We start from the raw sequence: 14929 nt of genomic DNA, 5'->3' as shown, positions 1-14929 counted from the left end.
GCCTTGGTGACATTTCATGAAGATCTGCATCTACGGCGCCGACGCCATCGGCGGCTATCTCGGCGTTCAGCTCGCACGGGCTGGCGCCGATGTCAGCCTTGTCGCGCGCGGCGCGCATCTTGCGGCGATGCGCGCAAATGGACTGAAGCTGCTGATAGCAGGAGAAGAACACGTCGTGCATATCCCCTGCACCGACGATCCAGCAGAACTCGGCGAGCAGGATTATGTCATCATTTGCCTGAAGGCCCATTCGATCACCGGTGTGATCGAACAGATACAGCCGCTGCTCGGACCAAGGACACGCATTGTCACCGCGATGAATCTCCCACGACATGACCCTGCTGCCGGGCGATCTGATCTGCTGCGGCACCTCTGTCGGCGTCGGCGTGATGAAGGAGCCTGTCAACACCGTAACCATCGCGATCGAAGGTATCGGTGAGCTACATAACGAATTCCACCAATAGGAATTAGGCACCCGCCCCGCCAAATCCGCATGGCGCACCGCCGGCTGTCCGATGGACATTCCCCCGGTGCGACGGCATCCTCCGCCCCCCAAAGATCAACAAGCCTCATCGGACCCACCCGATGCGCCTGCGAGGGAATAGAGGACCAATCATGATCAAGACGCGCTTCACCGAGCTCGTGGGTGTCGAACACCCGATCGTCCAGGGCGGCATGCAGTGGGTCGGCCGCGCCGAGCTCGTCGCCGCAGTGGCCAATGCCGGCGCGCTCGGCCTGATCACTGCACTGACCCAGCCGACGCCGGAAGACCTCACCAAGGAAATCGCGCGCTGCCGCGCCATGACCGACAAGCCGTTCGGCGTGAACCTGACCATTCTGCCGACCATCAAGCCGCCGCCTTATGCGGAATATCGCCAGGCCATCATCGAGGCCGGCATCAAGGTGGTCGAGACCGCCGGCAACAAGCCGCAGGAACACGTCACCGAATTCAAGAAGCACGGCATCAAGGTCATCCATAAATGCACCAGCGTGCGCCACGGCCTCTCCGCCGAGCGGATGGGCGTCGATGCGATCTCCATCGATGGCTTCGAATGCGCCGGCCATCCCGGCGAGGACGACACCCCCGGCCTGATCTTGATCCCGGCCGCGGCCGACAAGATCAAGATCCCGATGATCGCCTCGGGCGGCTTCGGCGACGGCCGCGGCCTTGTCGCCGCGCTGGCGCTTGGTGCCGAGGGCATCAACATGGGCACGCGCTTCATGTGCACCAAGGAAAGCCCGATCCATCAGCTGGTGAAGGAGCGCATCGTCGCCAATGATGAACGCGAGACCGACCTGATCTTCCGCACCATGCGCAATACCTCGCGCGTCGCCAGGAACGCGGTGAGCAAACAGGTCGTCGCCATGGAGAAGGAAGGCGCCACTTTTGAGCAGATCAAGGAACTTGTCGCCGGCGCCCGCGGCAAGCTGGTCTATTCGCACGGCGATGCCGAAGATGGCATCTGGTCGGCCGGCCAGGTCCAGGGCCTGATCCACGACATCCCGAGCTGCCAGGAACTCGTGTCGCGCATCATGCATGATGCCGAGACGATTATCCGCGCACGCTTCGAAGCCATGCTTGATGGCAGCCAGCGCCAGGCCGCTGAATAGACGGAACGGAAAGCAGAGCCATGAAAGCTTATGTCTACGGCGCCAACGGCGCTGCGATCGGTGATGCCCCGAAACCCTCACCCACGGGCACGCAGGTGCTGGTCAAGGTGAAGGCCTGCGGCCTCAACCGCGCCGACCTCGGCATGACCAAAGGCCATGTCCACGGTGCTGCCGGCGGTGTCGGCACGGTGCTGGGAATGGAATGGGCGGGCGAGATCGCCGAACTCGGCCCGGAGGCCAAGGGCGTCAAGGTCGGGGATCGCGTGATGGGTTCCGGCGGTGCGGCCTTTGCCGAATTCGCAGTCACCGATCACGGCCGGCTGTTCCACATGCCAGCCAGCATGAGCTTCGAGGATGCCTGCACCCTGCCCGTCGCCATCACCACGATGCACAATGCGCTGGTGACGAATGGCGGACTGCAGCCCGGCCAATCCGTGCTGATCCAGGGCGCCAGCTCCGGCGTCGGCCTGATGGCGCTGCAGATCGCCAGACTCAAGGGCGCAAAGACGGTGATCGGCTCATCCACCGACCCTGCACGTCGCGCCCGGCTGAAGGACTTCGGCGCCGACCTCGCCATCGATTCGAAGGATGCCGGCTGGGTCGATCAGGTGCTCAAGGCCACGGACGGCGACGGCGTCGATCTGATCGTCGACCAGATCTCGGGCCCCGTCGCCAACCAGAACCTGAAAGCCACGAAGGTGATGGGACGCATCGTCAATGTCGGCCGCCTCGGCGGCACCCACGGCGATTTCAATTTCGATCTCCATGCCGCACGCCGCATCACCTATATCGGCGTGACCTTCCGCACGAGGTCACTGCAGGAGATTCGCGACATCTTCAGTGCGGTGCGTGCGGACATCTGGCCCGCTATCGAAGCCGGCCAACTGAAACTGCCGATCGACAAGGTCTACACATTCGACGACATCGGAACGGCGTTCGACCACATGGAAGCAAACAAGCATCTCGGCAAGATCGTGGTCACGTTGTAACGCGCGTTCTGCGAGTCTTCGATTTCAACGCCGCGCGTGATTCTCATGCGCGGCGTTCCTGTTTCGGACTCATGCAAGTACCGAACAGTGATGAAATTCTCCGGTGGATACGATTTATTTCACGTTAACGTTTCGTTGACTCTCGACAGCCCTGGCAAAGTGGATTCTTATTGGTCTTGCGATTCGAAGTGGCGGGGCAGTTGTTTCGAGCGACGCGGGCGAGATTCTTCCGAGGGGGCTAAGTATGTCGCGTGCGCATGCGGACAACGCATGCGTCCAATCCGATTCGATCAAAGGATTGGCGCAGTCTATCGCGAAACCGGCCTATCACAGGCTGCTGATCGCAGAGCCGGCACTTCGCCGGGCCGTCCCTACACTTATCATCGCTTTTCTCATTACGATCTTCTTCGGCGCCTTCGTGCAGGTGGTCGATCAGAGCCGGCAGAAGCAGGCATCGATGAAGCGCGATCTCGCAGCGCTCGCCGATCTGCTCGCCGAGCGTCTCGAACGCAACGGCACCATCCGTCAGGATCGTTCTGCTGCCGTCGAGCGCCTGCAGAGCCTTCTGCCCAGTCTGATTCCATCCTGGGGGATCGCCGGGGGACGCCACGTCATCGTGCTGGGCGCCGATCAGAGCATTCTCGCGCGCGTGCCGATCGACCTGCCGCCGGGCGACGCCAATCGCATCCTCGACGTCCTCAGCGCAACACAGACCATGGCTGCGCAGGGTCAACGCACCGACGTTGTCGATGTGAAACTGCCTGACAACAGCCATGCATTGGCCACCCGTCGCATCGTCAAGGCGCTGCCGGGACAGGTGGTTGTCATTCAGGAGAACAACGAGCCGATCTGGCGCTCGGACTCCGCGCTGTCGATCACGCTCTCGGCCACCACCGGCTTCGTGGTACTGATCCTCGGCTTCGCCTTCCACTGGCAATCGACCCGTGCCCGCGAAGGCGATGCGATCAACGACGCCGTACGCGGCCGCATCGACACTGCCCTCAATCGCGGCCGCTGCGGATTGTGGGACTGGGATCTGTCGCGCGGCCGCATCTTCTGGTCGCAGTCGATGTTCACCATGCTGGGCCTCGACAGCCGCAGTGACCTGCTGACCTTCGGCGAAGTCAACGCGCTGGTACAATCCGACGACATCAACCTGTTCGAGATCGCTGATCAGCTGATTTCGTTCAAGATCGATCACATCGACCAGACCTTCCGCATGCAGCACAGCAACGGCCACTGGATCTGGCTGCAATTGCGCTGCGAACTCGCGCAGGGCCAGAACGATGGCAGCCAGCACCTGATCGGCATCGCCATCGACGTCACCGAACAGAAGAGCCTCGCCGAGAAGACCGTCGAGGCCGACGTCCGGCTGCGCGACGCCATCGAGACCATTCCCGAAGCCTTCGTGCTGTGGGACGCGGAAGATCGCCTGGTGCTCTGCAACTCGCATTTCCAGCGCCTGCACAAGCTGCCGGACTCGGCGGTGTCGCCCGGGACGTCCTACGAGACCGTGCTCGAAGTCGGCAGCATGCCCGAGGTCCGCTCGCGTCTCGCGGAATCCGGCGCTGCGGCGCCCGGCGCGCGTACCTTCGAAGCGCAGATCGAGGACGGCAGCTGGCTGCATATCAGCGAACGCCGCACCAAGGACGGCGGCTACGTCTCCGTCGGCACCGACATCACCCGCATCAAGGAGCATGAGCACAAGCTGGTCGACAACGATCTACGCCTTCGCGCCAGCGTCATCGATCTCAAGCACTCCCAGGCCGCGCTGGAGAAACAGGCGCTCGAACTCGCCGACCTCGCCCAGAAATACTCCGACGAGAAGAACCGCGCCGAGGAAGCCAACCAGACCAAGTCGAAATTCCTGGCCAATATGAGCCACGAACTGCGCACGCCGCTGAATGCCATCATCGGCTTCTCGGAAATCATGGGCAGCGGCATGTTCGGCAATCTCGGCTCCGACAAATATGCCGAATACTGCCACGACATTCTCACCAGCGGTCACTACCTGCTCGAAGTCATCAATGACATTCTCGATATGTCGAAGATCGAGGCAGGTCGTATGCAGCTGGACCTTGAGCCGCTCGATCTCGGACAGACGCTGTCCGAAGCTCTGCGTGTCGTCTCCGGCCGCGCCGACGACAAGAATCTGACACTCAGTGCCGACATCGCGGCTGATGCACCGGTGGTGGCCGACCGCCGCGCCATCAAGCAGATCCTGGTCAATCTGCTCTCGAATGCCGTGAAGTTCACACCCGATGGCGGCCGTGTCACCGTGCGCAGCCGCGTGCTGCGCGACTCCGTCGCTCTGATGATCGCCGATAGTGGCATCGGCATCGCCCCGCAGTCGCTGAAGCGTCTGGGACGCCCGTTCGAGCAGGTCGAGAGCCAGCTCGCCAAGACCTATCACGGCTCGGGCCTCGGCCTCGCTATCGCCAAATCGCTGACCAACCTGCATGGCGGATCGATGAAGCTGCGCTCCAAGCTTGGCACCGGCACCGTGGTCTGCGTCACCATCCCGCTCCGCGGCAGACACAGGCCAGCGGAAATCTCCGAGGCCGCCTAGGCGTCGATGCTTACCGCTGACCCGGCCGAGCCAACGCCCATGGCATGATGCCCAAGCGTCAAATGGCCGCTTGGGAGGCCCCTGCCCATACCTATACTAAAGGTTGCAGGTCGCTATATTGGCGCGTCGGCACGGCCGGTCTGGACTGGGACCGCTGTTCTTTCCTGTGTGACCTGTCAATTTTCAAAGCGGCCATCTGCGAAGTATCTACCAACAAAACTCCAGCGGTTGCCGACTGAAGGGAGCTCCCGAACTCACGAACCACACTGCTCTTCAGCAGATGGATGAGCCGTCAAGACAAGAGCGACACGGAGATTGTCGCCTGTTCAATAAACAAAAGCATTCCAGTGGAGGAAACGACGATGAAACTGAGCCATCTCGCCGTGGCGGCATTCTGTCTGACAGTGCCAGGCATGGCAGTCGCGCAAGACTATCCCGCGAAATCCATCACGGTGATCGTGCCTTTCACTGCCGGCGGCGCCAGCGATACGACAGCGCGCATGACGACGCAGAAGATGCAGGAAAGCTTCGGGCAGTCCTTCATCATCGAGAACAAACCCGGCGCCAACGGCTCCATCGGCGCAACGCAACTCGCTCGCTCAAAGCCGGATGGCTACACTCTGATGGTGGGCTCGATCGGGGTCATCGCGATCAATCCGGTGCTTTACAAGGACCCAGGCTATCACCCGCTCCAGAATTTCGATCTGCTCAGTGTCGCTGTGCGCAATCCCAACGTGCTGATCACGCGCCCCGATTTCCCGGCCAATACCGTCCAGGAACTCATCGACTATCTCAAGAAGAATCCCGACAAGGTCACGTTCGCCTCATCGGGCGTGGGCTCGTCCGACCATCTGACGGCCGTGTTGTTTTGGCAGAAAACGGGGACCACCGGTATCCATACGCCCTACAAGGGCGGCTCGCAGGCCCATACGGACCTGATGGGCGGACATGTCGACGTCTCCTTCCAGAATCTCGGCGCAGTCGCCAACTACATCCGAGGCGGCAAGATGAAAATTCTGGCCGTTACCAGTGACACGCGCTCCGATTCATTCCCACAGACGCCAACGATGAAGGAAGTCGGCGTCGCCGATCTCAATATCTATTCGTGGCAGGCCTTCGTCGCGCCCAAGGGCCTTCCGGCCGATGTAAAGACCAAGCTCGAGACATCGATCACCACCGCCCTCGCCTCGCCCGATCTCAAGAAGCGGCTGACCGATAGCGGCTTCGAGGTGGTCGCCAATACGGGCGCGGAATTTCAGAGCTTCCTGGAAAAAGAACTCGCCCGCTGGAAGACGGTTGTCGAGATCGGCAAGGTCAAGCCGGAACAGTAGGAACTGCGATACACGTCTCTCAAGCAGCGCAGAGTCTGGCTCAAGCAATCGTTCGAAGACAGTCCCGGACGCGGCGCGTGTCATCAAAGTGCACCGCGTCCGGGACGCGCTTCGTCAAGCCTAGAAGTTGAAGGTCGTCGAGACAAGATAGGTTCGCGGCGCGCCGAGGATCACATATCCATCATTGGTCGCAGCCTGCCAATAGTTGCTGTCGAGCAGATTCTCGACCGAGAACCTGATCACCACGGGCTTGCTGTTCCAGGGTGAGGCAAACGCATAGCGAGCCCCCGCATCATAACGTGTCCAGCTCGCGCCGGAGACCTTGTTCGCTTGGTCCGAAAAATATCCGCCCGTATGGATCGCGCGGCCGGTCACCGTCAGCCCGCGCAGGAATGGTACGTCCCATTCGCCACCAAGATTAAACTGCGTGTCAGGAACGTTGAAGGTACGCAAACCATCATATGTCCCTCTCTCCGTCTTCTCCTGTCGTGCATCGAGGAACATGACACCACCGAGCAGGCGCAGTCCCTCGGTCACCTCGCCAAACGCATTGATTTCAACGCCGCGGTTACGGCTTTCGCCTCCCTGCGACAGGGTATTGGTCGGACGATCAACAATCTGGAACGGGCGCATGATGTCGAAGGCGCTCACCGTGGTCGTGATCCTTCCCCAGTCGATCTTGACGCCCATCTCATGCTGCGTCGACCGGTATGGCGGCAGCACCTGTCCGGCATTCGCAAAACTCTCGCCGACAATCGAGCCTGTTTCCAGCGCCTCGATATAGTTGGCATAAACCGAGACGTTCTCCAGCGGCTTGATGACGAGCGCATAGGCTGGTGTCGTCGCCGATGCATCGTAACCGCCGGTCCTCGTTCCCGTGCCCATGGCGAACGATTCCGACTCCACATATTGGTGCCGGACACCGACGGTGAGCTGGATCCGGTTGTTCCAGATCGACATGGTATCGGCAACACCGAAACTGGACTGGTCCGTGCCGGAAGTTTTGCGAGGCGCGCCGACGTCCACGTTCGGGAAGGGACTTTGACGCGGATTGTACAGGTTCGACCTGAACAGCGCTCCCGAGACGTTGAGAATACCCGTCTCGGCTTCCGCTGTCGCTACGTTGAAATTGATGGAGTGATTGACCGGGCCGGTATCGACATTCGCGCGGAAGCCCGCCTGGGCCGCCGTCCGCTCGTGCTTCTGGTTGTTACGCCTCGGCGTCCCGTTGAAGTTGCCGTTCAGACTGTCCATCCGGATATCGGAATAAAGATATCGCGTGTTGCTGGTACCGATACCTGCCTGGGCATAGGCCGTGAGATTCTCGGTGATATCCACTTCACCCTGGACGAGCGCGTAACGCGATTCCGAATTCCAGAAGCCCCAGTTCGGCATGTAGTTCGCGCGAGCGTCCGGCGCTGCTGGTAGTGCCGTGAGATTGCCGAGATCGACGAAGCGCGTCATCGCGGTGGCATTGTTGTTCTCGTAGCCGATATCGGCTGAGAGGCGCACCCGCTCGCCGCGATAGTCTAGCCCGACAAACGCATTGCCGACTTCCTGGTTCTGATTGGCAAGTTCCGTGGCACCGTCCTTGTAGCTGCCATTGAAGCGAACGCCGAATTCCTTGAACTCGCCGAATCTCTGGCCGACATCCAGTTGCGTGCCAAATTGCGACCGCGACGAATAGGTGTTCGTGATCTGCGCAAGCGGCACGTCGCCCGCCCGCTTGGTCACCAGATTGACGCTGCCGCCGACGCCGCCACCGCCGGGCGGCATGCCATTGAGCAGGGCTGACGGCCCCTTCAGAACTTCCACGCGTTCGATGGCTGACAGCGACGAGAGCGAGAACGCGGACGCGATACCGTAAAGTCCGTTCAGCCCGTAAGCCGTGCTGGACACGCTGAAGCCGCGAATATTCAATTGATCAAAACCGCTGAGACGCGGCACGGTGACACGCACCGACGGATCGTTCGCGAACACGTCGTCGAGCTTACGCGCCTGCTGATCCTGAATCGTCTGCGCCGTGTAGCTCGTCTGGTTGAACGGCGTATCCATTACGCCGCGATTACCGAGCAAACCAACCTGGCTGCCGGATGCGACCTGCCCGCCGGCATAAGCCGCCGGCAGCGAGCCGATCATGCCAGTCGGGGGCGTCGTCGGTGTGCGACGCTCCACCGGCCGCGGCGTCGCACGCGGCGTGACTGCGGCATTTCGGCGCGGCGCGACACGACGGACCGCACGCGGCGTCGGCGCATGCACTTCAACGGCGGGCAGCGCTTGCGAGGTCTGCGCAACAACCGTTGCGTCGGCATCAAGCAATAACGCGAATGCGCTCACAGCAGCCAAAAGGGTTTTCTTGTGAAGTGTAGTTCTGCGCGTCATTGAATCAGTCGCCCCAAAAAACATCGCCGACTTCTGTCGACTAACTCAATGGGGCCTACAGGATGACATGGTGCGGTCACAATGCGGCGCGTCTAGATTCTATCTAATGCTTCACTCCGCTTCATACTCGGAACTCCGTATGCAACTCGCTATCGTGCGCATGCGATTTGACACAGGCGATGAATTCTGCAGGACCTTATTTTACTCTGGAACCCTGCAGATTATCAGATTGGATAGCAACGCACTCGCACGCCCTCTCGGCGCGCAATCACGATCATCACTGGCGCTTCGCCGTGATGTGAACGTGTCCGACCTGATTGGCCTGGGACGTAAACCAGACCACGCCACTCGGTCCTTTCGTCATGCCAAAGGGCTGCGCGTTCTCCGTCTTGAGATCGAAGAACGAAACTTCACCTGCCGGCGTGATACGACCGATCTTGTGCGACTTGAAAGCGGTGAACCAGACATTGCCATCGGCTCCCGCGGCGATACCAATGGGGCGCGTCTCTGCTGGCAATGGAAACTCCTTGATCTCGCCAGCCATAGATATTCTGCCGATGTGATCGGAGCCATTCATGGAAAACCAGAGATGACCATCGGGCCCGATCGTGATGTCGCGCGGGCGTGACTTCGGATTGCCGAGCGGAAATTCCGTGATCTTTCCTGTCTTGACGTCGAGTCGTCCGATCTTTCCGGCCCCGCTTTCCGTGAACCACAAATTCTGATCGGGGCCTGTCACCACACCATAGGCTTCGGCATTTTCCGTCGGGATTGCGAACTCCGAAAACTCTCCGGTCAGCGTCACGCGGCCGATCTTGTTCGCCGCCATTTCCGCAAACCAAATCTGACCGTCCGGACCGACCGTAATGCCGCGCGGCCATGATCCCGTGTTGAATTTCGTGGGTGTCGTGGCCTGTGAGGGGATCGCAAATGTCCCGTTGAATTCCCCTTTGGTCGAGATCCGGCGAATGGCGTTCTCTTCGCGTGACGTGAACCAAAGATTGCCGTCAGGGCCAGACGTGATCCCCTGAATAACTCCGACCTGATCGCCCGGAACGCGAAAGAAACTCATCTCACCGTTTGGCGTGACCCGAAAAATCTGGTGCTTGATGACTTCCGTCACCCACAAATTTCCATCCGGGCCGACAACGATCGCTTGCGGGCGCTGCCCCTCTCCGGGAAGTGACTTCTCGATCAGAGAGATTTCATCCGCCTTGGTCCCGTTCGGAGCAAATGCAGCGACCAAGGCAAAAGCAACGGTAGCGGCGCGGAAGCCTAGAACCTGCATGTCGACTCCATATCGGCGGTTTCATTTCAGTGCTGATGCATGATGACATCGCCGATGCTGCGACATTCGGGCGCAGGCAACTGCAACATCTCAAGCCGCATGTCATCGGCAAACGAAATGCGGACCTACAGGACGTCAGGGTGCGGTCACAATGCGGCGGGTTTAGAATCTATCCAGCCGTTCACGCGAGATCATACGCAGCCCGTCATACACAACTCGCATGCCCGCCGCACGGCGCGGCAGATAGGTCTATGTCTGACCTTCGACAACAGCGCGGAACACCTGCCGCACGTCGGCTTGCATATCGCGCACCCGCGCTTGCAGCGAGGAGAAGTCGGGCTCGTTGCTCACGCGTGCGAGTATGCGCAACAGATCCGTGCCTGCCGTCTCCGGCTTGAACTTGTCGCTCACACACAGCCGCAGCACCTGCGTGAGGTCGTGATAGAGCCGCACCGCCGGACGCAGCACATCGGCGGCGGCTGGCGACAGAATGCCCAGCCGCGCCGCGTTCTCCAGCACCTGTTGCGTGCTGATGCTGAGGATCTCGGGCTTCTCTGCGGCATGTACCAGCTGCAGATACTGCGCGATGAATTCGATATCGACCATGCCACCCGCGGCATGTTTCAGGTCCCAGATATCGTCTTCGCCCTTCTCCTCGGCGATGGCCTGACGCATCTCGGCAACATCGTTGGCGATGATCGTGGTTTCACGCGGACGCGTCAGCACGTCGCGGATGACCAGTTCAATTTTCTCCCGGAACGCGGGCGTCGCCGAAATCACCCGCGCGCGCGTCAGTGCCATGTGCTCCCAGGTCCAGGCCTCGGTCTCCTGATATTCAGCGAAGGAATCTACGCGCGACGCCAGCGGTCCTGCACGGCCCGACGGGCGAAGCCGCATATCGACCTCGTAGAGCACGCCATAATTGGTGCGCGTGGTGAAGGCGCTGATCAGGCGCTGCGTCAGCCGCGCGAAATATTGCGCACCGTGCAGCGGGCGCGGTCCATCTGAGTCCGGCGCGTCGTGATCGAAGTCGTAAATCAAAATCAGATCGAGATCCGACGCCGCCGTCATCTCGCGGCTGCCGAGCTTGCCCATCGCGACGATTGCGGTCTCTTGATCCTTGATGCGGCCGTGCTGGGCGACGAACTGATCGAGCACCAGTCCATGCAGCGTATGCGCGATGCCTTCGGCGACGTCGGCGAAAGCGATGCCCGCCTGCTGCGCCGACACGGTGCCCGACAGAATGCGCGTGCCGATCAGGAACAGGCTCTCCTGCCCGAACAGCCTCAGACGATCGAGAAACTCTTCATAGGAATTGGCGTCTTCGAGGGTCGCCGCCAGCCGCGTCGACAATTCGCGCTGGTCCGGCATGGCGCCGAAGAAGCGCGGATCGATGAGGCCGTCCATGATCTGCGGTTGCCGCGCCAGCATGTCACCCAGACGCGGCGCCGCGCCGAGCACGAGCGCCACCAGCGCGACGAGATCGCGGTTCTGGCTGAGCAGCGAGATCAGCCGGCCGCCGCGCTGCAACGCCTGCAGGAAGCGATCGAACGCGACGACCGCAAGATCTGGCTCCTCGGCATCGGCCAGCCCGACGATCAGCGAAGGCACGAATTCCATGAATGCCTGCCGCGTGCCCTCATATTTGAGCGCGCGATAATCATCCGTCATCCAGTGCTGCACCGTCTCCGCCACCATGGCCGGCTTGCGGAAACCGAGCTTGGTGAAATGTTCGAGCAGTCGCTGATCCGTCGCGCCCGCTTTATAGTCGACCGCCGGAAGATGGACGTTATCGGTGGGGTCGCCCTCGAACAGGCGGCCATAATGCCCCTGCACGCAATTGAGATGCCCGAGCAAATCACTGGCGAAGGCTTCACGACTGTCATAGCCGAAGAAGCGCGCAAGGCGTTCCATGGCGCCGACGTCGTCGGGCAGCGAGTGAGTCTGTTCGTCGGCCACCATCTGCAGCCGATGCTCGACACTGCGCAGGAATTCATAGGCGAGCGTCAGTTCATCGCGCGCCTCGAAGGTGATCCAGTTGCTGGCAGCGAGAATATTCAGCGCCTCCAGCGTCGGCCGCACGCGCAATTCGGGATGGCGTCCGCCGGCAATCAACTGCTGGGTCTGGGCGAAGAACTCGATCTCGCGGATGCCACCACGCCCGACCTTGACATTGTGGCCCTCGACGGAGATTTCATTCTGCCCGCGAAACGTCTGCATCTGCCGTTTCATGTCATGGACATCGGCCAGCGCGGCGAAATCCAGATGCTTGCGCCAGACGAAAGGCGCGATCTCGGCCAGCAGCGCCTCGCCGGCCTTGAAATCGCCGGCGCAAGGAAACGCCTTGATCATTGCCGCGCGCTCCCATGTACGCCCCTCGCGCTCATAGTAATGCAGCGCCGACGCGGTCGAGACCGCTACCGGCGTCGAGGCGGGATCGGGTCGCAGCCGCAGATCGACGCGGAACACATAGCCGTCGCCGGTGCGCTGCTGCAGCAGCCGCGACACGCCCTGCGCGATGCGCACGAAGAATGAATTCGGCTCGATATCCTCGGCCAGCGTATGCGCTTCGAGATCGAAGAAAACGATGAGGTCTATGTCGCTGGAATAGTTCAGTTCGCCGGCGCCCATCTTGCCCATCGCCAGCACAATCAGGCCGCTGCCCTGCTCCGGATTCTCGGGATCCGGCGGCAGGATGCGCTTGCGTGCCATGTCCTGGCGCAGCAGATAACGCACCGTCGTCTGGACGGAGGACACAGCGAGATCGGTCAGCGCCCGCGTGACGCGCATCACCGGCCAGACGCCGCCGATGTCGCACAGCGCAATCAACAAGGCCGCTTCTGATTTCATGCGTCGCAGCAGATGCATGACATCGGGATCGCCACCGGCGGCAGCGACATTCGCCGAGGTCTCGGCGATCAGAGTGGTGAGATGGCGATCGGGATCGCAATGCAGCAGCCGCAATGCACGACCGGCATCGGCACGGATCAGATCGAACAGATAGGGCGAGGCCTCGGCAATGCCGAGCAGGATCGCCTTGACGTGCGGAAATTGGTCGGTGATCGCACGAAACGCGCCGGCATCGTCCGGCGCGATATCGGCGAGCCATTCGCCGAAGCGCTGCTCGGCATCGGCGGGGGCGAACAGCTGCGGTCCGCTGACGAATTGCGCGGCCAGCGGGAGCTGGCCCTCGCCTGTTGCGGCTGAGGTCATGCCGACTTCTGTGGCACATTCCCCGTTTGACCCGCAAGGCCTTCGGCGGCCACTGCCGGCAGCGCCAACGTGACCCGCAACCCTGGATGATTGTCGCCCAGCTGCAATTCACCGCCGTGCAGCGTGGCCACGGCAGATGCAAGACTGAGACCGAGGCCGGAACCGGGCAATGTGCGGCTCGCTTCCAGCCGCACGAAGCGCTCCACCGCATGTTTCCGATCGGCTTCGGGAATGCCTGGACCATGATCGGACACGCTGAGCAGCACCTGATCGCCATCGCGCCGCGCCTCGATCACGATGTCCTTGGCAGCCGCAGCGCCTGCGCTATCGGCATTCTCGTCCGTGATCGCAGGTTTGCCATATTTGATGGCGTTTTCGACGAGATTGGCGAGCGCCTGGCTGATCAGTTCGCGATTGCCGCGCAGCGGCGCAGCCGCGGTCTTGACGGTCAGCGTGAGGTCGCTGTCTTCAGCCAGCGGTTCATAGAGCTCGTGGATGCCCTCGGCCACTTCAGCAGCGTCGAAATTGTCCATATTGCCGCGCGCTTGCCCTGATTCAGCACGTGCGATCATCAGCAGCGCATTGAAGGTCCGGATCAGGCCATCGGATTCCTCGATGGTGCGTTCCAGCGCTGCACGATATTCGGCCTCGTTGCTGGATCGCGCCAGCGCCTCCTCGGCCCGATTGCGCAGCCGCGTGAGCGGCGTCTTGAGGTCATGGGCGATATTGTCCGAGACTTCCTTCAGTCCTGTCATCAGCGCTTCGATGCGCTCCAGCATGGCATTGAGATTTTCCGCGAGACGGTCGAGTTCGTCGCCACTGCGTCCGACCGGCAGACGGCCGGAGAGATCGCCCGCCATGATGCGCTGGGTGGTGCCGGTCATGGCGTCGATCCGCCGCAGCACGCGGCTGGCGACGAAGATACCGCCCCCGAGACCAAGGACAACGACGATCAGCACCGACCACTTTGCGGCATCGCCGACGATGTCGAATAGACGCCGGCGTTCTTCGAGATCATGGCCGATCAGCAGCCGGAAGCCGCTGCTCAATTGCGTCACCTTCACCAGTGCGCGATGGTTGGACGAGTCGGGATCGTCGAGCCGGCGATAGGCGGTCTCGGACCAGCCCGTGGTCGCCATCACGCCAGGCGCCAGTGAGGACACGTTGCCGGCGATGGATTGACCCGCCGGTGTCGTGATCAGATAGAGGTTGGCGCCAGGACGCAGCGCCCGGTTCTCGATGGCGCCCACGATTCCACGCAAGCCGCGCCGTCCGAACAGATCGCTCAGCTCAGTCATTTCGTCATCGACCGTGGTCGTGATCTGATCATTGATCAGCCGGTGTGTATTCCAGGCGAAATAGCCGAGCAGCGATGCTGCAAACAGCGCAAACAGCAGCAGATAGGCCAACGTCAACCGGAAGGCCGTCGTGCGAAACAGTTTACCGATAGCCGTCACGGGTCACGCTCGGGACGTGCGGAAATGGAAGGTTCTGGAAGTCATGCCCTGTTCTAGCAGGCGCAAGCCGTAACAAACAGGGCGTGAAT

General features: G+C 61.3%; 8 protein-coding genes and 2 pseudogenes. 6 read left to right on the top strand and 4 right to left on the bottom strand.

Annotated elements, in window-relative coordinates:
* Positions 1-16: 16 nt before the first annotated feature.
* From AB8B02_RS07450 to AB8B02_RS07425, 6 genes and pseudogenes are all read left to right on the top strand, one after another.
* Positions 17-322, top strand: a pseudogene (locus tag AB8B02_RS07450) (2-dehydropantoate 2-reductase N-terminal domain-containing protein); the annotation flags it as partial.
* Positions 321-464: pseudogene (locus AB8B02_RS07445) on the top strand (fumarylacetoacetate hydrolase family protein); the annotation flags it as partial. The pseudogenes AB8B02_RS07450 and AB8B02_RS07445, both read left to right, overlap by 2 nt.
* A gap of 151 nt (positions 465-615) precedes the next feature.
* Positions 616-1611, top strand: coding sequence for an NAD(P)H-dependent flavin oxidoreductase (locus AB8B02_RS07440; protein WP_439063577.1), 996 nt, complete (start codon positions 616-618; stop codon positions 1609-1611).
* Positions 1612-1631: 20 nt separating this feature from the next.
* Positions 1632-2600 carry a zinc-binding dehydrogenase gene (locus tag AB8B02_RS07435; protein ID WP_175367411.1) on the top strand — a complete coding sequence of 323 codons (969 nt, stop codon included), beginning with the start codon at positions 1632-1634 and terminating at the stop codon, positions 2598-2600.
* A gap of 244 nt (positions 2601-2844) precedes the next feature.
* Positions 2845-5169 carry a PAS domain-containing sensor histidine kinase gene (locus AB8B02_RS07430; RefSeq protein WP_320443798.1) on the top strand — a complete coding sequence of 775 codons (2325 nt, stop codon included), beginning with the start codon at positions 2845-2847 and terminating at the stop codon, positions 5167-5169.
* A 362-nt stretch (positions 5170-5531) separates the two neighbouring features.
* Positions 5532-6500 carry a Bug family tripartite tricarboxylate transporter substrate binding protein gene (locus AB8B02_RS07425; RefSeq protein WP_439063576.1) on the top strand — a complete coding sequence of 323 codons (969 nt, stop codon included), beginning with the start codon at positions 5532-5534 and terminating at the stop codon, positions 6498-6500.
* 120 nt (positions 6501-6620) lie between these two features.
* Here AB8B02_RS07425 and AB8B02_RS07420 read toward each other — a convergent pair whose 3' ends face one another.
* The 4 genes from AB8B02_RS07420 to AB8B02_RS07405 form a co-directional block, all read right to left on the bottom strand.
* Positions 6621-8837, bottom strand: a complete 2217-nt coding sequence (locus tag AB8B02_RS07420; protein ID WP_309946226.1) for a TonB-dependent receptor — start codon at positions 8835-8837, stop codon at positions 6621-6623.
* 322 nt (positions 8838-9159) lie between these two features.
* Entirely contained in the window at positions 9160-10170 is a 1011-nt protein-coding gene (locus AB8B02_RS07415; protein WP_439063575.1) for a Vgb family protein, read from the bottom strand.
* Positions 10171-10419: 249 nt separating this feature from the next.
* Entirely contained in the window at positions 10420-13383 is a 2964-nt protein-coding gene (locus tag AB8B02_RS07410) for a bifunctional [glutamine synthetase] adenylyltransferase/[glutamine synthetase]-adenylyl-L-tyrosine phosphorylase (RefSeq protein WP_439063574.1), read from the bottom strand.
* Complete coding sequence (locus AB8B02_RS07405) at positions 13380-14840, bottom strand: sensor histidine kinase (protein WP_231080975.1); 1461 nt, start codon at positions 14838-14840, stop codon at positions 13380-13382. The genes AB8B02_RS07410 and AB8B02_RS07405 overlap by 4 nt, the downstream gene beginning before the upstream one ends.
* Between the last annotated feature and the right edge of the window lie 89 nt (positions 14841-14929).

Origin of the sequence: Tardiphaga sp. 862_B3_N4_1 (genome assembly GCF_051811085.1) — a bacterium.
Taxonomy (GTDB): domain Bacteria; phylum Pseudomonadota; class Alphaproteobacteria; order Rhizobiales; family Xanthobacteraceae; genus Tardiphaga; species Tardiphaga robiniae.
Note: the sequence above shows the minus strand (reverse complement) of the source record. Positions and strands in the feature narration are given on the sequence as shown.

Excerpts from the sequence above, each read along its gene's own strand:
- AB8B02_RS07440 (WP_439063577.1), top strand. The coding sequence starts at position 616 with ATGATCAAGACGCGCTTCACCGAGCTCGTGGGTGTCGAACACCCGATC.
- AB8B02_RS07435 (WP_175367411.1), top strand. The coding sequence starts at position 1,632 with ATGAAAGCTTATGTCTACGGCGCCAACGGCGCTGCGATCGGTGATGCC.
- AB8B02_RS07430 (WP_320443798.1), top strand. The coding sequence starts at position 2,845 with ATGTCGCGTGCGCATGCGGACAACGCATGCGTCCAATCCGATTCGATC.
- AB8B02_RS07425 (WP_439063576.1), top strand. The coding sequence starts at position 5,532 with ATGAAACTGAGCCATCTCGCCGTGGCGGCATTCTGTCTGACAGTGCCA.
- AB8B02_RS07415 (WP_439063575.1), bottom strand. The coding sequence starts at position 10,170 with ATGCAGGTTCTAGGCTTCCGCGCCGCTACCGTTGCTTTTGCCTTGGTC.
- AB8B02_RS07410 (WP_439063574.1), bottom strand. The coding sequence starts at position 13,383 with ATGACCTCAGCCGCAACAGGCGAGGGCCAGCTCCCGCTGGCCGCGCAA.